Origin of the sequence: Tenacibaculum aestuarii, assembly GCF_964510395.1 — a bacterium.
GTDB classification, from domain to species: Bacteria; Bacteroidota; Bacteroidia; order Flavobacteriales; family Flavobacteriaceae; genus Polaribacter; species Polaribacter aestuarii.
Genome location: NZ_CAZEFY010000001.1, coordinates 54,469 through 73,319 on the forward strand (window position 1 = coordinate 54,469; position 18,851 = coordinate 73,319).

An 18,851-nucleotide genomic window follows, 5' to 3' on the forward strand; every position below is an offset into this window, starting at 1 on the left:
AAAATAATTATAAGCCAAAGATACGCTGGTTTTGTTAGCTCTCCATATTTTTTCGACCAACGATTAAATATGTGTAAGTATAATGGCTATACAGAATATTCAAAGTTACTCTTATAAAAATATTTTTTCTCTACAAACAGTTCAGTTTCAAAAATCTTGTGTGGTAAACTCACCACAACAAATAGAACAGTTTAAGATTTTTTGGATTAAAGAAGGAAGCGGGACGTATAACATTGATTTTAAAAGTTATTCGTTTAAAGGGAATACGTTGTTTTTCTTATCTCCAGGTCAAGTTTTTTCTGTAGTTTCTGAAAAAATGAAAGAAATATATCAGTTGAGTTTTACGAGAGATTTTTATTGCCTTCAAGCACATGATACAGAGGTGGCATGTAATGGTGTATTATTTAATAACGTATATGAAACTCCTTTTGTTTTTCCATCAGAAAATGAAGCTGAAAAACTAAATTTTATCCTTTTAAGTTTAATTGAAGAGTTTGAGTTAGAAGAAACAGCACAGCATGATATGCTACAATCACTTTTAAAACAGTTTATTGTGTATTCTGTACGTATGAAAGAGGAAAAAGATGTTGTAAAGGAAAATACAGAAACGAAACTTTTTAAAGAATTTAGTTTACTGGTGGAACTAAATTTTACAAAACTACATAGTGTTACTGATTATGCGAATAGATTAGGACTTTCGCCTAAATCATTAACCAAGCATTTTAAAAATATAGGAACTCAAACACCAAGTGATTTTATAAAGAATAGGATTATTACCGAAGCAAAGCGATTATTATTGTATACAAATAAAGCTATTAAACATATTGCTTTCGAGTTAGGGTTTAATGATCCTGCTTACTTTTCTCGCTTTTTTACTAAGGCAACAGGCTCTTCTCCTAAAGAGTTTAAGAAAAACTATAGTTTATAAAAAGAAAAAACCACGCAACGCGTGGTCAACTACACAACTAATACGTTTGTTACACTAATACAAACAACCTTTTTTGACGATTTAAAATTACCATTATTAATACACGGTAGTGTTATCTGCACTTTATGAAACCGTGAAGAAAATGAAGCTTTTTTGTAAGAAAATTGTTAGAAAAAACAGATGTACAAGTTTTAAGAACTTTTGTCCATTTTTTGAGGTTACCTCCCGTCGCATCTTTGTATCAGAATTCAAAACCAATGAATTATGAAAGTAGAAATTAATCAATGCCCTAATTGTTGGGGATATCAAGAATATGATGAGCAGTTTCCAGAAAGAGAATTATGTAACTGCGAAAAACAAACTAAAAAGACAATTTTAAAATAGTAAAATTATGAGTACAAGAATTAAAACATTAAACCCAGAAACCACAACAGGAAAATCAAAAGAATTATTTGAAGCCGTTCAGAAAAAAGTAGGATTTATTCCAAACCTAATTAAAGTAATGGGAAATTCACCAGCACTTTTACAAAGCTATTTGAGTTTAGGAGATATTGCTGTAACAGGTAATTTTTCTAATAAATTCAGAGAACAATTAGCATTGGCAATAGCTGAAGAAAACACTTGTGATTATTGTTTGTCTGCCCATACAGCTATTGGTAAAATGAATGGTTTGTCAGAAGATGAAATAGAGAAAAATAGACAAGCAGAAGCATCAGACGTTAAAACTAAAGTAGGGTTGCAGTTTGCTCAAAGTATCACAAGAAATAGAGGAAACTTAAGTTTAGAAGAAATTGCAGAGGTTAAAGCTGTAGGGTATACCGATGAAGATATTTTAGAAATTTTATTAAATGTTGTTTCCAATACGTTAACCAATTATGTAAACCATATTGCAGAAACAGAAGTTGATTTTCCAAAGGTAGAAGCAGGAAAATTTACACAAAATGCTTAAAAACAAGTAGCTTTTGTAGTCGTAAATAATGTGTCATATTGTTAATGGGGAATGATTACAGAACTACTTGTTTTAAACAATAATAACTATATAAAAAACAATTAAAATGAAACGAATTATTATAATCTTAGTATTACTAGTTGGTGTTGTTTTTCAAGCCAATGCACAAAAAGTAAAAACAGTAACATTAGAGCAAACCAAAGGGGCGTTTACTCAAAAATCATTAACACTTCCAGCAGGGACTTATGTTTTTGAAATTTCAAATAAAAATGTAGGTCATGATGTTGGGTTTGTATTAGCGCCAAAAGGGAAAACAGATGAAAAACACCATATTAAAGAAGCATACGTAACCTCTTTAGTAAAGAATAATAGCAAGTCAAGTTCTCAAAAAGTAACTTTAGCAAAAGGAGAGTATGTATATTTTTGTCCGTTAAATCCGACACCGCAATACACATTGAAAGTAGAATAGATTAAAAAAAGCCCTTATTTTAAGGGCTTTTTAATTTGTATTATTTATGGTTTTGCTTCAAAAATTAGGTTGAATGGATTATGGGTTGCAACCTTGAATTTAGAAAAGCCACCTTCTTTAGCAACCGTTTCTATCTTTTTTGACCCTGCTTGAGCTCCTAAAGCAAGTCCAACTTCTTGGTTTAAAGAACAAGGAGTACATATGGTGGTAGAAAATGCGTAAAAAGCTCTTCCGATAGGATTGAGGTTTTCTTCTAATGAATCATTAGCATAAGGTTCTACAATCATACAAGTTCCATCTGGTTTTAGAGCGTCTTTCACGTGTTTACAAGCTCCAACAGGGTCGCCCATATCATGTAAACAATCGAAAAAGCAAATAAGATCATAATCATTTCCTGGAAAATCTTTAGCTGTAGCAACCTGAAAAGTTATATTATTAACATTGGCGTCTTCAGCTCTTTTTCTTGCTTGGTTAATAGATTCTTCATGAAAATCGAAACCTATAAAGGTTGAGTTTGGAAATGCTTTAGCCATTATAATTGTTGAAGCTGCATGACCACAACCAATATCAGCAACTTTAGCTCCTTTTTCTAATTTTTCAACAACACCATCTAATGCTGGTAACCAATTATCAATCAAGTTTCCTTCATAAGATGGACTGAAAAACTTTTCAGTACCACAAAATAAACAGGTGTTATGGTCTCCCCAAGAAATTCCTTTTCCAGTTTTAAAAGCCTCTTCAACTTTTGGCTCGTCATGGTATACTGAAGAAACTGCATAAAAACCTCCTGTCATAAAAACAGGACTTTTATTATTACCGAAAACAGCAGTTTGCTCAGGAGTCATATAAAAATTATTATTAGTAGCATCGTATTCTACGTATCCTGAAGCAGCTTGTGCAGCTAACCATTCTCTTACATATCTTTCTGAAGTATTTGTTTTATCTGCCAATTCACTAGAAGATAAAGCATCAGATTCTGAAAGAGATTTGTACAATCCTAGTTTGTCACCAATGGTAACAAGAGGTCCATTAGCAGCAGCCCCCATTTCGGTAACCACTTTTCCTAATAAGTCGTGTAGTTTTGTTTCGTTTAGTTCCATAATTAAATAGTTTAGTTGTTAGTAGAAAAACTAATGAGAAACAACTCGTTAATTATGCACAAGATAAAGTAGAAAGCTTGCAAACTCATTAGTAACATGAGGAGCGAGCCGAATTTAAAAATAAAATAGATAGATAACAAAGGAAATACCTGCTAATTGGCAGGTATTTTTTACTGTTTTTTACGATAAGCTTTTGTTTACTCCTTTTTAAAGAACTATAAAAATAAGAACGCCATTACATTTTCTAACAGAAAATGTAATGGCGTTTAAAAAGTATGGGAAATGATACTATTTATTCATAATATCTTCTATTTCGTCTGCTTCAATAGGTATGTTGCGCATTAAGTTAAAAGGCTCTCCAGTTTCTTGAATTACTACATCATCTTCTAAACGAATACCAAAACCTTCTTCAGGAATATAAATACCAGGTTCTACAGTAAATACCATATTAGCTTCCATTGGTTGGTGTAATAATCCGTAGTCATGCGTGTCTAATCCCATGTGGTGAGAAGTTCCGTGCATAAAGTATTTTTTGTAAGCTGGCCAATTAGGATCTTCATTTTGTACATCTGCTTTGTCTAATAAGCCTAAACCTAATAATTCCGAAGTCATTAATTTACCAACTTCTACATGATAATCAGCCCAAAGAGTTCCTGGAACTAACATTTTTGTAGCATAATTTTTTACACGGTTTACAGCATTGTATACTGCTTTTTGTCTGTCAGTAAAACGACCAGAAACAGGAATGGTACGAGTCATATCCGAAGAATAATTTGCATATTCAGCTCCTACATCCATCAATAATAAATCACCTGCTTTACATTGTTGGTTGTTTTCAATATAGTGTAATACGTTTGCGTTGTTACCAGACGCAATAATTGGCGTGTAAGCAAATTTCTTAGAACGATTTCTGATGAACTCATGAATAAATTCAGCTTCTACTTCATATTCCCAAACACCAGGTTTTACGAAATCTAACACACGTCTGAATCCTTTTTCAGTAATATCACAAGCAGTTTGAATTAAATCGATTTCGATTTGATCTTTTAGTGAACGTAAACGTTGTAAAATAGGGTTGCTCTTTGCTACAGAGTGTGCAGGATATTTATTTAATAACCATTTAGTAAAACGAGCCTCACGCGTTTCAGTTTCAACAGTAGCACGGTAATGCTCGTTTGTGTTGATGTAAACTGTATCTGCTAACGCCATCATTTCAGCCAATACTTTTTCTAAATCTTGTAACCAGTGTACATTTTTAATTCCGCTAGTTTCTAACGCTTTTTCTTTGGTTAGTTTTTCACCTTCCCAAACAGCAATGTGTTCATTGGTTTCACGTAAAAATAATACTTCACGTAAGTTTTCTTTTGGGCAATCTGGAAATAAAACCAACACACTTTCTTCTTGATCTACACCACTTAAAAAGAAAATATCGCGGTGTTGTTCAAAAGGTAAAGTACTATCTGCACTTACAGGATATATATCGTTTGAGTTAAAAACAGCTAAACTATTTGGCTTCATTTGCGCCATAAAGTTTTTACGATTTTTTATAAATAATTGACTGTTTATTGCGTCGTATTTCATAATGATTCAATTAAATTGATAAAGTCCTTCAAAAATACGGAAAGAAACTGTGCAAATATTAGCCATTTGGCGCTAATTTATGTTTTTTCGAATCCTACTCATGTGTCGGGTAGAAATTCCTAAAAAGGAAGCTAAATAGTGTAGCGGAACTTCTTGAAGAAGCTTAGGTTCGTTTACGAGTAATTTATTGTAACGCTCTTCTGGTGTTAGTGTTAGTAAATCAATACGATAATCGTCAATTAAAAAAATTTGATTCTCTATAAAGTTGTAATAAAATTGATGAAAAGCTTTGTTGTTTTTTATTAGGTATTTAAAGTCATTAATCTTTAATACCCAAAGTTTACAGGCGCTTAATGCTTTTATGTTTTTGGGAGAAGGAGTTTGTTGTAAAAAGCTCTTTAAAGAAGAAGCAAATCCATTTCTTAAAGCTAAATAGGTGGTTTTTTCCTGTCCAGAAGCGGTAACGGCGTATTGTAAAATACCACTTTCTACAAAGCAGAAATAACGACAAGCTTCTCCTTTTTTTACTAAAAACTCATTTTTAGATAAAGGAAACTCTTTAAAACAGTCAATAATTTCAGGGATTAAATTATTTAAGGTTTCATCATTTATGATGTTTTGTATACGCTGTGTAATAGCTTTTTTAGAAGCATCCATTTATGGAAATAAATTTTAGCTTAAAAATATAAAAAAAGAAGCTATTTCAAAACATTTAATACCATGTCATTTTGAATGAATTTGAGAATTCTATTACAAAAAATATCCCTTAACTTGTAATAGTTAAAATTTCTCTACACGCGAAAATGACGTTTTGAAATAGCCTCTTTTTGAGAGTTTATGTTTATAAGAATTATTCTAACTCAACAGTTCCCATATCGGTGTTTTCACCTAGAACAGAATTAACTCCTTCAACAGTTTTTGGCGCTAAACCAGAAGCTTCATCTGGAGTAAAGGTTACGCTGTAAGTACCAGCTGGAACTCCGTGTAACATAAATTTACCTTCTTCATTAGTATAGGTTGTAATAGCTTCTTCTTCTCCAGAAACAGCGCTAACTTCTACTTGATAGTCAAAAGGATTTACCATTCCAGAAATAGCCCCTGAAGCAGCTTCAGTAATTACTCTAATGGTTGGTTTTAAACTATAAGCTCCATTACCTTCAACTACGATTGATTTATCAACCATAAAGTCTAAGATAAAAGTATACTTTACACCGCCAACTAAATCTTGGTGTACGTTTAATTTTAATCCTGATTGTTGAGCACTAGGGGTTGCTAAAGGATGTGTTTGTCCATCTACTACAATCGAATTGTTTTCACCTAAAACCAAACGAATTTGGCTAATTTTTCCAGCAGGAATTTCTGTATCAACTAATAAAGCATCAATACCTCCGGTTAACTCTAATAAGTTATATACTTGTGGGGTTACGTTTCCTAAGCTCTTCCATCCGTTTTCTCCATCGTTTACATTAATCATCACGTCTTGTACGTCAATGTTTACTGCATCATAATCTCCAGGAGCATCAACTAAGCGAACCTCTACTTGAGATGTTTTTGGATCATCGTTAGAACAGCTAATAAAAGCGGTAAAAAAAGTTGCTAAAGCAACTAATAAAAAAACATGTTTTTTCATAATTATATTGGTTTTGTAATACACAGATATATAACAAGATTTATACCAAAATATTGCTTTACTAAATGATTAAAGTTCTAAGGATGCTGATAACTAATGAGGTAATTTTGTTATTGAGAAGCTTTATTACTATTTCTTCTATTACGGTTGTTTCGTTTTCTAGGGGTGTGTTTTTTAGGGTCTCCAGAAGTAGCTGTAGGCTTCTTTTTTTTAGATTTTAAAGGTTTCTTAGAAGTCTTTTTTTCAGTATGTTTTGGTTTTGTACGTTCTGTAGTTACTTCGCTTTTTATGGTAGATAAATCAAAACCTTCTAATTCAGAAATAATAATTTTTTGTCCTAATAATTTTTCAATACTTTTTAAGTAAGTTTCCTCTTCTTGAGACACTAAAGAAATTGCTTCTCCACTAGCGCCTGCTCTTCCTGTTCTACCAATTCTATGTACATAATCTTCAGGAACATTAGGAAGTTCAAAATTAATAACGTGTGGTAATAATGGAATATCCAATCCACGTGCAGCAATATCAGTAGCTACTAATACTCGAATAGAATTGTCTTTAAAGCCTTTTAAGGCTTTGGTTCTTGCACCTTGACTTTTGTTACCGTGTATAGCTGCGGCAGAAATACCTCGTTTAACTAGTTTTTCGGTTAACCTATTAGCACCATGTTTAGTTCGAGTAAAAATTAATACTTGACTCCAGTTTCCTTTTGAAATCAACTGCCCAACTAGCTCCGTTTTTTTACTTTTTGGAACTTTATATAGTTTTTGATTTACTTTTTCAGCAGTTGTATTTTCAGGAGCCGCTTCAACCAACACAGGATTGTGTAAAATACCTTCTGCTAATTTTTTTATTTCTTTTGAAAAAGTTGCCGAAAACAACAAGTTTTGACGTTTTTGAGGTAAAAAAGAGATAATTTTTTTAATATCTCGTAAAAAACCCATGTCAAGCATTCTGTCGGCTTCATCTAAAACCAAAACGTCTACACGTTTTAAAGAAAGTTGATTTTGCTCGTGTAAATCTATTAATCTACCAGGAGTAGCCACCAAAACATCAATTCCGTTTTTAAGTGTTGCTATTTGAGTACTTGGTTTTACTCCGCCAAAAATAGCGGTAGATTTAATATTTAAATGGGTGCTGTATTCGCGCACATTATCATAAACCTGAGCGGCTAATTCTCTTGTAGGTGTTAGTACCAATGCTTTGATTGGACGATATTTTGGATTCTTTTTTTCTGATATATTTTGTAAAATAGGCAAGGTAAACCCTGCAGTTTTCCCTGTTCCGGTTTGTGCAGAAGCTAATACGTCTTTGCCTTCTAAAATAACTGGAATTGCTTTTTCTTGAATGGGAGAGGGGGTTTCGTACCCTTTTTCGGTTACAGCTTTCACTAAAGCTTTTGATAAACCTAACGATGTAAATGTCATATATAATTCTTCAGTAGGATCTAAATAAGACACCACTATGAGCTTACAAAGGTACTGCTATTTATTGGGCTTCGCCTATAAATAAAAAAAGACGCCTTATTCAGGGCGTCTTTTCTTTAGTTTTAATGTGTGTTTAACTTTTAGCCATGGCACTTTTAATAACACCAACAATAACTAGTAAAACAGCTCCACCAACACCACTTCCAGCAATGTTTCCGATAATACCAGAAATATCAATGTTTAGCATTCCTAACAATTGAGCTCCTAGGCCACCACCTAAAATTCCTACAACAGAGTTCCAAAGGGTACCTAAAGAATACTTTTTTAACACAGCTCCTGCAAGATTACCACCTACAGCACCGCTTAATAAGCTAATAAGAAATTCCATAATTTATAATTTTTGATTAGTTAATTTGAATTAAAGAACGTAAAAAATAAATTATAAAACAAATAAAATCAGTTTGTTAGGTGTTTCCTAAATGAAATAAAGGATCTCCCATATTAATAATCGGAAAGTTGTTTTTAGCAATGATATAGCCATTTGCCGGAGATTTTACGGTAAAGTTTGTTTCCCCATAAGTATCCATAATATGCCCTAAAATTTCCCCTTTTTTAACTTTAGCACCGTTATGAACGGTCGGATTAAACAAACCAGCAACTTTTGCGCGAATCCAACTGCGTTTGTTGATGTGAATAGAGGAAGGATTTTCAGGAACTTGAACTCTTTCGTGTATCATTTTAAAGTGTTTTAGAATACGAAGTGTTCCATTAATTCCTTGTTGAATGGCTTTTTCTTCTAAACGCAACGATTCTCCTCCTTCATAAACAATTACAGGAATATTGTTTTTATAACATTGATTTCTAAAGGACTTCGGAATAAGGCTAGAACCGAACATAAATGGAGCATTAAAAATACTGGCTAGTGTATGGCCTATTTCATCTTGAGGTGTATATCGTATTTGTGGAAAGTTGTTGCGTTGTTCACCACCCGTATGATAATCAATAGCGAAATCTACATTGTTAGTTATTTCTTTTATCAGGTAATATGCCATTCTACTGGCTAAAGATCCTGTTTTAGATCCAGGAAAGCTTCGGTTTACATCTTTACCATGCATGTCACGAGACATGTTTAAGAAACCAAAAACATTTAACAAAGGAACCACAATAACACAACCACGATGAATTTTATACGATTTGTCAATTAACATTCTTCGTACCAATTCTACGCTATTAACCTCGTCTCCATGTAAACCACCCTGTAATAAAATAGTTGGACCTACTTCATCTCCGTTAAAAATATAGACAGGGATTTCTATGAGGGTTCCTGTAGGTAATCGATCAATTGGGATTCTAATGAGTTTAGATTCACCCAATCCTATTTTTTGCCCTCTTATTTCTATGGTTTCGTTTTTAAAGTTTTGGTCGAACATTTTCTTCTAAAAATTTAATAATAGTTTTAGCGATATTGTCTTTGGTGTACGTTTCAATTCCTTGCAAGCCAGGAGTAGAGTTAACTTCAATTAACAAGGCTCCTCGTTTTGAACGTATCATATCCACTCCAGCAACAGCAAGGTTTAAGAGTTGAGTAGCTTTAATGGCTATTTCTTCTTCTTCTGGGGTTAAAGTAACTTTACATCCACTTCCTCCTTTATGAATGTTTGAACGAAAATCATGGTCTAATCCTTTACGTTTCATTGAAGAAATTACCTTGCCGTCTACCACAAAAGCACGAATATCTTCACTATTACTTTCTTTAATAAATTCTTGTAATAAAATACCAGTATTAGAGCTGTATAAAGTGTCAATAATAGAAATGGCAGATTTTTTACTTTCTGCTAAAATAACTCCCGATCCGTGTGTGCCTTCTTGTAATTTAATTATGATAGGAGCTTCTCCTAACAAATCTATTTGTTCTGCTACATTTTCAGGATCTACAGAAAAAACAGTTTGTGGTATTGGCAATCCATTTCTGCTAGCTATTTGTAAGGTCTCTATTTTGTTTTGTGCTTTTAAAATACCAGATGAACTAGCTGTGCTGTACACTCCGTTTAGTTCAAACTCTTTTACAACAGCAGCTCCATGCCTCATTGCAGAAAAACCTATTCGAGGAATAATAATATCAGGAACATCAATAATGTCTTTACCTTGATAAATAATTGCAGGTTTGTCTTTACCTAGTTTGATAGAACATTTTAAATGATTTATAATTTCAACTTTATGACCTCTGCGAAGTGCTTCTTTATATATTCTTTGTGTTGAATAAATATGTTCGCTAACAGAAAGAATAAAAATGGTCATAGCTTTATGTAATTGAGTTAACACAAATCTAATAATTTTTTGCGGGTGTATTACTTGAAGGAAATACCCCAAATTTCTGTTAATTTTTTTGAAATAGTTTTAACATACAGTATTTTCACAAGCTACTAAACCAAATAATCATGAAAACCTTAGCAAAAGTTTGTATTGCTTTGTTGCCATTTACAGTAGTTGCTCAACAACCTACTTCAGCAGAAAAAATACAAGATGCTTTACAGCAAAAAGAAGCGTTAACAAAAAATTCCACGGTAAAAAATATTTCATTTAAAAGCATCGGACCTACAGTAATGAGTGGTCGAGTGGTTGATATTGATGTAAATCCAAACGATCCAACAGAATTTTATGTAGGATATGCTTCAGGAGGAGTATGGCATACGAATAACAACGGAACTACTTTTACTCCAATTCTAGACAACTCGCCTACACAAAATGTGGGTGATATTGCTGTAGATTGGAAAAATGGAACAATTTGGGTTGGTACAGGAGAAAATAATTCTTCTCGATCATCGTATGCGGGAATCGGAATTTTAAAATCTACCGATAAAGGTAAAACTTGGGCAAACGTTGGGTTACTCGATTCACATCATATAGGTCGTATTTTAATCAATCCGAAAAACCCAGATGAGGTAATCGTTGGTTCTATAGGTCATTTATACTCATCAAACAATGAAAGAGGAATTTTTAAGACTTCTGATGGAGGTAAAACATGGACAAAAACCTTGTTTATTGATGAAAATACAGGGATTATAGATATTCAGCCTGTGCCAAACAACTTCAATATTTTATATGCTGCTGCTTGGGAACGTGAGCGTAAAGCATGGAATTTTGATGGAGACGGAAAAAATTCTGCAATTTATAAATCGACTGATGCTGGAAATACGTGGACTAAAATTTCGGATAACAATGGTTTCCCTAATGGAGATGGAGTAGGAAGGATTGGTTTAGCGGTATATGATGAAAATACCGTGTATGCTTTTCACGATAGTCAATTCCGAAGAAAAAAAGATTCTACTAAACAAGCTAAAGGTTCAGGAGCTTTGACAAAAGAGGAGCTTGCGACAATTTCTGCGGATGAACTGTTGAATATGAAAGACAAAAAGCTGAATTCATATATCAAAATGAATGGTCTTCAAGAGAAGTATCGTGCAGAAAATATTAAGCAAATCATTCGCTCTAGTCCAGGAGAAATGCGACCAAGTGATTTGGTTGGTTACTTGAAAGATGCGAATGCAGCTTTGTTTGATACTCCAGTGATAGGAGCAGAGGTTTTTAAAACAACTAATGGAGGAAAAACGTGGAAGAAAACACACGAAGGGTATTTAGATGATTTGTACTATTCGTATGGATATTATTTTGGTGAAGTTCGTGTAGATCCGCAAGATGAAAATGGAATTTATGTATTAGGAGTTCCAATTTTAAAATCGAAAGATGGAGGAAAAACATTTACTTCTATTAGCAAAGAAAATGTACATGCCGATCATCAAGCATTATGGGTAAATCCTAAAAAACAAGGGCACCTAATTGATGGAAACGATGGTGGATTAAATATTTCATACGATGATGGTGAAAGCTGGATTAAATTAAATCAACCTGCAGTTGGACAGTTTTATACCGTATATGCCGATAATCAAGAAGTGTACAAGGTATATGGAGGATTACAAGACAACGGAGTTTGGGTAGGAAACCATAATGCAAAAATTGACAAAAGCTGGCATCAAACAGGAAAGAATCCCTATGAAAGTTTAATGGGAGGTGATGGTATGCAGGTTGCGGTTGATGACAGAAATCCGAATATTGTGTACACGGGGTATCAGTTTGGAAACTATTATAGAATTGATAGAGCTACAGGAAAACAAACTTATATTCAACCGAAACCTAAAAAAGATAAGCCAGCATATCGATTCAATTGGCAAACACCTATTTTGTTGTCAAAACACAATCAAGATATCCTGTATTTAGGAGGAAATAAATTACACCGTTCTTTAAATCAAGGGAGTGATTGGGAAGAAATTTCTGGAGATTTAACCAAAGGAGAAAAAGAAGGAAATGTAGCTTATGGAACCTTAACTACAATTTCTGAAAGCCCATTTCAATTCGGGTTAATTTATGTAGGTTCTGATGATGGATTGGTACAAGTGACTAAAAACGGAGGAGGAAGTTGGGAGAAAATTTCAAACTCTTTTCCGCAAGATTTATGGGTAAGTCGTGTAATAGCTTCAAAGTACAAGAAAGAACGTGTATATGTTACGTTAAACGGATATCGTTTTGATGATTTTACACCTTATGTATACATGTCTGATGATTACGGAAAAACATGGAAAAATATTAGCGGTAACATTCCAACTTCTGCGGTAAATGTGATTAAGGAAGATCCAGAAAAAGAGAATATTTTATACCTAGGAACTGATAACGGGTTGTATGTTTCTTTCAATCAAGGAGAAACTTGGGAAGCGTTTAGCAACGGATTGCCGAATGTTGCAATGCATGATTTAGTGATTCAGCCAAAAGCAAAACATTTATTAGTAGGTACTCACGGACGTAGCTTATACAAAGCAAATGTCACATCGTTACAAGAGTTTGATAATAAAGAAGCTATTTTTAGTATCAAGAATATTAAAAAAAGAAATTCTTGGGGAAGTTCTTGGAGTAAGTGGTTAGAGCCTTATACGCCTGGTGTTAGCATTCCATTTTATGTAAATTCTGATAAAGAAGTTGTGTTAGAAGTGTATTCTTCAGATGATGTTTTGGTAAATACGATAACAGCGAAAGCTTCAAAAGGATTTAACGAAGCTGTGTATGATGTTTCTTTTTCAGAAAAAGGAAGAAAGAAATACTTAAAAAAGCACAAAGATGCTGAAATTAAAGAAGCAAAGAATGGTAACTATTATTTGCCTAAAGGAAAATATAAAGTGACTATAGGTGAATTAAGTCAAACATTTGAAATTCTTTAAAAAGAATAATTTATAAAAGAGAAAAACAAGATTGTTGTTTTTCTCTTTTTTTTGAAATAAAATTTAAACAACTTAATAAAGAAACATTACTATTTTTGCGGCATGGGAATTATACGTGTAAACGACATCCGATTATTTACCAATCATGGATGTTTAGATGAAGAAGCAAGAATCGGTTCAGAATATCGAGTAGATGTAGAGGTAAAAGCCGATTTACAAAAATCAGCGCAAACTGATGAGTTGGTTGATACGGTAGATTATGTACACTTGAATCAAATTGTAAAAGAAGAGATGGCAATACGTTCTAAATTGCTAGAACATGTTGCTAGACGAATTTTAGAAAGAATTTTTAGAGAGATACAATTAGTTGATGAAGCGGAGGTTAGCGTAGCAAAAATTAATCCACCCATTGGAGGTAATGTTGCTGAGGTAGCCATTGTTTTATCAGATGTGCGTAAAAAGTAAAAAAAGCTTGCAAAAAAAGATAAAAGCTGTAAATTTGCAGTCCTTATCAATATTAAGGTGTCGTGGCCGAGTGGCTAGGCAGTGGTCTGCAACACCATCTACAGCGGTTCGAATCCGCTCGACACCTCGAAAAGCACATCGTTTAGATGTGCTTTTTTGTTTTTATTAACAAAATAATTCGCTAAAATTCTGCATCTTTGTCGTTATGCGAATTTATCCGATAGAAACAGGTAACTTTAAATTAGACGGAGGCGCTATGTTTGGCGTGGTTCCAAAATCGATTTGGCAGAAGACAAATCCAGCCGATGAAAACAATATGATCTCAATGGGCATGCGTTGTATGTTGATTGAAGATGGTGATCGATTAACCTTAATCGATACAGGAATTGGAAACAAACAGTCCGATAAATTTTTTGGTTATTACTACTTGTACGGAGACTTTTCATTAGACTCTTCTTTAGCAAAATATGGTTTCCATAGAGATGATATTACCGATGTGTTTTTAACACACTTACATTTTGATCACTGCGGAGGAGCAATTCAATGGAATAAAGACAGAACAGGATACGAACCAGCCTTTAAAAACGCACGTTTTTGGAGTAACCAACGTCACTGGGACTGGGCTGTTCACCCGAATGCACGTGAAAAAGCATCCTTCTTAAAAGAAAACATTTTACCTATTGAAGAAAGTGGACAATTAAATTTTTTGCATTTAAATGCAAGGGATTATGTTGGTTTCGATGTCTTATTCAAAGATGGACATACAGAAAAACAAATGTTACCAAAAATAGAATATCAAGGAAAAACCTTAGTATTCATGGCAGACTTGTTACCAACAGCAGGTCATGTTCCGTTACCGTATGTAATGGGTTATGATACGCGTCCGTTACTTACCTTAAAAGAAAAAGAAGCTTTCTTAAAAGAAGCTGCCGATAAAGAGTTTTACCTGTTTTTAGAGCACGATGCTTACAATGAGGTAATAACCGTTAAGCATACTGAAAAAGGAGTTCGCTTAAAAGACACATTTAAATTTACAGATATTTTTAATTAAGATAGAGATTATGAGAGTTTTAAAGCCCGTATTTTACTCGGCAATTGCAGTAGCTACCTTAGCTAGTTGTAACACAGTAAGCAAAATCCCTGTACCAGCAGGAAGCAATACAGTAGTTAATATTCCAGCAAAAAAAGCGGAGTTAACTGATTACGAACAAGAAAACTGGCAACATTTAGATTTAGCAACTGATACAATTCCTGGAATGAGCGTTAACAAAGCGTATGAATTCTTAAAAGGAAAGAAACATGTTGAGGTTATTGTTGGTGTAGTTGATTCGGGTACCGATTTAAAACATGAAGATTTAGTTGACGTAGCTTGGGTAAACACAAAAGAAGTTGCAGGAGACGGAATTGACAACGATAAAAACGGTTATGTTGATGATATCAATGGATGGAACTTCTTAGGAGATTCATACAAAGAGCACTTAGAGTACGAGCGTATTTTAATGAAACCAGAAGTTGCAGATGCTGAAACCTTAGCAGAAGTAAAAGCTTTTCAAGATGAAAAAGTAGAAGAAGCTAAGAAAACAGTTAGCCGTTACGGAAACTTAAAAATTGGAGCAGTAGAGTCTGATAAAGCATTAGAAAAATATTTCGGAAAACCTTCTTACACAAAAGAAGAAGTTGCAGCTATCAATACAAATGATCCAATGTTAGGTAAGGCAAAAGAATTTGCAACTAGAATGTTAGGATACTTTGATTCGTTAACTGAGGCAAAAGAATACTTTGAAAAAGGTATTAAAAATGCTCAAAAAACAATTGACGGAGAAAACTTAAAAACAGATTACCGTACAGTAGTAGGAGACAACGCTTACGACATTAACGATAAGCCAGGATATGGAAACGGAAATACAGGACACTCTGAAAAAGGAGAAGCTCACGGTTCTCACGTATCAGGAATTGTTGGTGCAACTCGTAGCAACGGTAAAGGTATGGATGGTGTTGCTAATAATGTAAAAATTATGGCAGTTCGTTCAGTTTCTGACGGAGATGAGTATGATAAAGATGTTGCTTTAGGTATTCGTTATGCAGTTGATAACGGAGCAAAAGTAATCAACACAAGTTTTGGTAAAGCTTTTTCACCAAACAAAGAATGGGTTTACGATGCAATTAAGTATGCAGCTTCTAAAGATGTATTAATTGTAAATGCAGCAGGAAATGATGGTAAAAACATCGATGTTGAAAAAACATTTCCTAACGATGCGCCAGATTTATTAAATGAAGTTGCAGATAACTTCTTAACAATTGGTGCAATGAGTGCTAATTATAATGAAGAATTACCAGCAACATTCTCTAACTACGGTAAAAAGAATGTAGATGTATTTGCTCCAGGAGTGCAAATATATTCAACTACTCCAGATAATGAGTACAAGAAATTCAACGGAACTTCTATGGCATCTCCAGCAGCAGCAGGGGTTGCAGCATTAGTGCGTTCTTACTATCCTAAATTAACAGCAAGTCAAGTAAAGCATATCTTAATGAACTCAGGAACTAAGATTGATTTTGATGTTGTAAAACCAGGTACAGGAGCTAGATATGGCAACGAGCCAGTAAAAGTTCCTTTCTCAGAATTATCGGTTTCAGGACGTGTTGTAAACGCATACAATGCAGTTAGAATGGCTGATAGAATGGTTAACGGAAGAAAATAAGACTAATATAAATTAGCTAAAAAAGAGCATTATTTTTTGATGCTCTTTTTTTGTTATAATGAAAATGCTATGCAATTAGAGTTCAATAAAAAAACAGAAGAATTAACCATAAAAGACGAAATTCCTAAGCATTCTTGGTTAGTTATAATTTTAATGTTTGTTAACGGAGTTAATATGGGAGTTCAGCTATACTTAATGAGTTATCAAAATAATGAATTATTGTTTAGCTTTATGTTTTTATTAGCTTTAGTTTCGGTAGCTGTGATATTGTATTACCTTGTAAAAAGATCATGGAAGTCTAAATATTCACTAAAAGAAATAGCAGGACTAGAAACAAAAATATCTTACGGAAGAGAGCGTATTTTTTTAAAGCTACAAAATGGAAAAAGACGTAGTTTTCCAATATTAAAAAATGAAGAAGAATTAAAGAGTTTGAAAAGAACACTAACCTCAATGGGAATTAAACCAGTTTAATATGAAGAAAATAATTTTTAGCCTTTTATTGTTACCAATGGTTTCATGTGCTACAATGAAAAACGGCACCGATACTAGTGTGGCAAAAACACATGAAAATAAGCAAACAACCAATAACGGTTATTGGCAACAGCATGTAGATTATACAATGGATATTGATATGGATGTAAAAACCTATCAATATAAAGGAATCCAAAAACTGGTGTACACAAATAATTCACCAGATGTGTTAGATAAAGTATTTTATCACTTATACTTTAATGCTTTTCAACCAAACTCTCAAATGGATGTTCGCTCAAGAAACATTCAAGATCCAGATAAAAGAGTAGGTGATAGAATTAGTAAATTATCACCTTCAGAAATAGGATATATCAAAGTAAACTCTTTACAACAAAACGGAACAGCGGTAAAACACGAAACTGTTGGAACTATTTTAGAGGTTACATTAAACGAGCCAATTCAACCAGGACAAAGTGTAACATTTGATATGATTTTTGATGCACAAGTACCAAAACAAATCCGTCGTTCAGGGCGTAATAGTGCAGAAGGAGTTGCTTTGTCTATGACACAATGGTATCCTAAAATGGCTGAGTATGATTTTGAAGGATGGCACACACCTCCGTACTTAGGAAGAGAATTTCATGGAGTTTGGGGTAATTTTGATGTAACATTACATATCGACAAGAACTATGTAGTTGGAGGAACAGGATATGTACAAAATCCACAAGAGGTAGGTCATGGTTATGAAGACAAAAAGCAACTGTTAAACCTTCCTTCAGGAGATAAATTAACATGGAAATTTAGAGCACGAGATGTGCATGATTTTACATGGGGAGCAGATCCAGAGTTTATTCATGATACATATAAAATGAAGAATGGTATTGATTTACACTTCTTATACAAAAAAACATTAGATGCTGAATATTTAGCAAACTGGAAGAAATTACAACCAAAAACAGCTGAGTTAATGGAGTATTTCAGTAAACATATTGGACAATATCCATACAAACAATATTCGGTTATTCAAGGAGGAGATGGAGGTATGGAATACGCAATGTGTACGCTAATTACAGGGCAACGTAAATGGGGAAGTTTATTCGGTGTAACAGCACATGAGTTAGCTCATACTTGGTTCCAGTTCTTGTTAGCAACTAATGAAAGTAAACACCCTTGGATGGATGAAGGATTTACCACTTATATTTCAAACAAAGCTGAAAATGAAATTTTAGATGAAGGAAAGGAAAATCCACATGCTGGTTCTTACAGAGGATATAATTATGTGGTGGGTAATAATATTGAAGAGCCTTTAACAACACATGCTGATAGATATCACACAAACACTGCATATGGAGTTGCGAGTTATTCTAAAGGAAATATTTTCTTATCACAATTAGAATATATTATAGGAGAAGAAAACGTAGCAAAAACCTTAAAAAAGTATTTTGAAGATTTTGCGTTTAAACACCCAACACCAAATGATATTAAGCGTACAGCAGAAAAAGTTTCAGGTATTCAGTTAGATTGGTACTTAAATGAATGGACGCAAACAACACATACTATTGATTACGGAATTAAATCAGTAAACGGTAAAGAAATTACCTTAGAGCGTATTGGTCAAATGCCTATGCCTATTGATGTTGAAGTAACGTATACTGATGGTTCAAAAGAATCATTTAATATTCCGTTACGTATGATGCGTGGAGAAAAACCAACGAATGCAACTTTTATTGCCGATTGGACTTTTGCACATCCAACCTACACGTTTACCGCAAAAAAAGAGGTAAAATCAGTTGAAATTGATCCGTCTAAATTAATGGCAGATGTAAATCAAGCAAACAATTCATACGGTAAATAAAACCAAG

At 33.5% G+C, this 18,851-nt stretch carries 17 protein-coding genes and 1 tRNA gene; 10 read left to right on the forward strand and 8 right to left on the reverse strand.

The genetic code is table 11. The features are described from left to right. Positions 1-82: 82 nt before the first annotated feature. The 3 genes from ACKTSU_RS00275 (at position 83) to ACKTSU_RS00285 (ending at position 2,346) form a co-directional block, all read left to right on the forward strand. Positions 83-928, forward strand: a complete 846-nt coding sequence (locus ACKTSU_RS00275) for a helix-turn-helix domain-containing protein (protein ID WP_408034356.1) — start codon at positions 83-85, stop codon at positions 926-928. A 391-nt stretch (positions 929-1,319) separates the two neighbouring features. Continuing rightward, positions 1,320-1,877, forward strand: coding sequence for a carboxymuconolactone decarboxylase family protein (locus ACKTSU_RS00280; RefSeq protein WP_408034357.1), 558 nt, complete (start codon positions 1,320-1,322; stop codon positions 1,875-1,877). 106 nt (positions 1,878-1,983) lie between these two features. Continuing rightward, the gene (locus ACKTSU_RS00285) at positions 1,984-2,346 is read left to right on the forward strand and encodes a cupredoxin domain-containing protein (RefSeq protein ID WP_408034358.1); all 363 of its coding nucleotides are present in this window, start codon (positions 1,984-1,986) and stop codon (positions 2,344-2,346) included. A gap of 44 nt (positions 2,347-2,390) precedes the next feature. Here ACKTSU_RS00285 and ACKTSU_RS00290 read toward each other — a convergent pair whose 3' ends face one another. The 8 genes from ACKTSU_RS00290 to ACKTSU_RS00325 all read right to left on the reverse strand — a co-directional run bounded on the left by ACKTSU_RS00290 (position 2,391) and on the right by ACKTSU_RS00325 (position 10,379). Beyond that, entirely contained in the window at positions 2,391-3,446 is a 1,056-nt protein-coding gene (locus tag ACKTSU_RS00290) for a class I SAM-dependent methyltransferase (RefSeq protein ID WP_408034360.1), read from the reverse strand. Positions 3,447-3,734: 288 nt separating this feature from the next. Then, entirely contained in the window at positions 3,735-5,027 is a 1,293-nt protein-coding gene (locus tag ACKTSU_RS00295) for an aminopeptidase P family protein (protein WP_408034362.1), read from the reverse strand. 72 nt (positions 5,028-5,099) lie between these two features. Continuing rightward, the gene (locus tag ACKTSU_RS00300) at positions 5,100-5,684 is read right to left on the reverse strand and encodes a Crp/Fnr family transcriptional regulator (protein WP_408034364.1); all 585 of its coding nucleotides are present in this window, start codon (positions 5,682-5,684) and stop codon (positions 5,100-5,102) included. A 193-nt stretch (positions 5,685-5,877) separates the two neighbouring features. Beyond that, the gene (locus tag ACKTSU_RS00305; RefSeq protein ID WP_408034366.1) at positions 5,878-6,657 is read right to left on the reverse strand and encodes a DUF4382 domain-containing protein; all 780 of its coding nucleotides are present in this window, start codon (positions 6,655-6,657) and stop codon (positions 5,878-5,880) included. A gap of 110 nt (positions 6,658-6,767) precedes the next feature. Further along, positions 6,768-8,081 (reverse strand): DEAD/DEAH box helicase, encoded by a 1,314-nt coding sequence (locus ACKTSU_RS00310; RefSeq protein WP_408035317.1) that lies wholly within the window; start codon positions 8,079-8,081, stop codon positions 6,768-6,770. Between the two features lie 133 nt (positions 8,082-8,214). Further along, the gene (locus tag ACKTSU_RS00315; RefSeq protein WP_408034368.1) at positions 8,215-8,469 is read right to left on the reverse strand and encodes a hypothetical protein; all 255 of its coding nucleotides are present in this window, start codon (positions 8,467-8,469) and stop codon (positions 8,215-8,217) included. Positions 8,470-8,545: 76 nt separating this feature from the next. Beyond that, positions 8,546-9,511 (reverse strand): succinylglutamate desuccinylase/aspartoacylase family protein, encoded by a 966-nt coding sequence (locus ACKTSU_RS00320; RefSeq protein ID WP_408034370.1) that lies wholly within the window; start codon positions 9,509-9,511, stop codon positions 8,546-8,548. Then, the gene (locus ACKTSU_RS00325; RefSeq protein WP_408034372.1) at positions 9,492-10,379 is read right to left on the reverse strand and encodes a RimK family alpha-L-glutamate ligase; all 888 of its coding nucleotides are present in this window, start codon (positions 10,377-10,379) and stop codon (positions 9,492-9,494) included. The genes ACKTSU_RS00320 and ACKTSU_RS00325 overlap by 20 nt, the downstream gene beginning before the upstream one ends. Before the next feature lie 140 nt (positions 10,380-10,519). Between ACKTSU_RS00325 and ACKTSU_RS00330 the strand changes: the two genes are divergently transcribed. From ACKTSU_RS00330 to ACKTSU_RS00360, 7 genes are all read left to right on the forward strand, one after another. Further along, positions 10,520-13,348 (forward strand): VPS10 domain-containing protein, encoded by a 2,829-nt coding sequence (locus tag ACKTSU_RS00330; RefSeq protein ID WP_408034374.1) that lies wholly within the window; start codon positions 10,520-10,522, stop codon positions 13,346-13,348. A 102-nt stretch (positions 13,349-13,450) separates the two neighbouring features. Beyond that, positions 13,451-13,813 carry a dihydroneopterin aldolase gene (folB, locus tag ACKTSU_RS00335; protein WP_408034376.1) on the forward strand — a complete coding sequence of 121 codons (363 nt, stop codon included), beginning with the start codon at positions 13,451-13,453 and terminating at the stop codon, positions 13,811-13,813. Between the two features lie 56 nt (positions 13,814-13,869). Next, positions 13,870-13,940, forward strand: a tRNA-Cys gene (locus ACKTSU_RS00340). Positions 13,941-14,018: 78 nt separating this feature from the next. Next, the gene (locus ACKTSU_RS00345; protein ID WP_408034378.1) at positions 14,019-14,864 is read left to right on the forward strand and encodes an MBL fold metallo-hydrolase; all 846 of its coding nucleotides are present in this window, start codon (positions 14,019-14,021) and stop codon (positions 14,862-14,864) included. 10 nt (positions 14,865-14,874) lie between these two features. Next, entirely contained in the window at positions 14,875-16,515 is a 1,641-nt protein-coding gene (locus tag ACKTSU_RS00350; RefSeq protein ID WP_408034380.1) for a S8 family peptidase, read from the forward strand. Positions 16,516-16,584: 69 nt separating this feature from the next. Continuing rightward, positions 16,585-16,989, forward strand: a complete 405-nt coding sequence (locus tag ACKTSU_RS00355; RefSeq protein WP_408034382.1) for a hypothetical protein — start codon at positions 16,585-16,587, stop codon at positions 16,987-16,989. 1 nt (position 16,990) lies between these two features. Further along, positions 16,991-18,844, forward strand: coding sequence for a M1 family metallopeptidase (locus ACKTSU_RS00360; protein ID WP_408034384.1), 1,854 nt, complete (start codon positions 16,991-16,993; stop codon positions 18,842-18,844). The last annotated feature ends 7 nt before the right edge of the window (positions 18,845-18,851 follow it).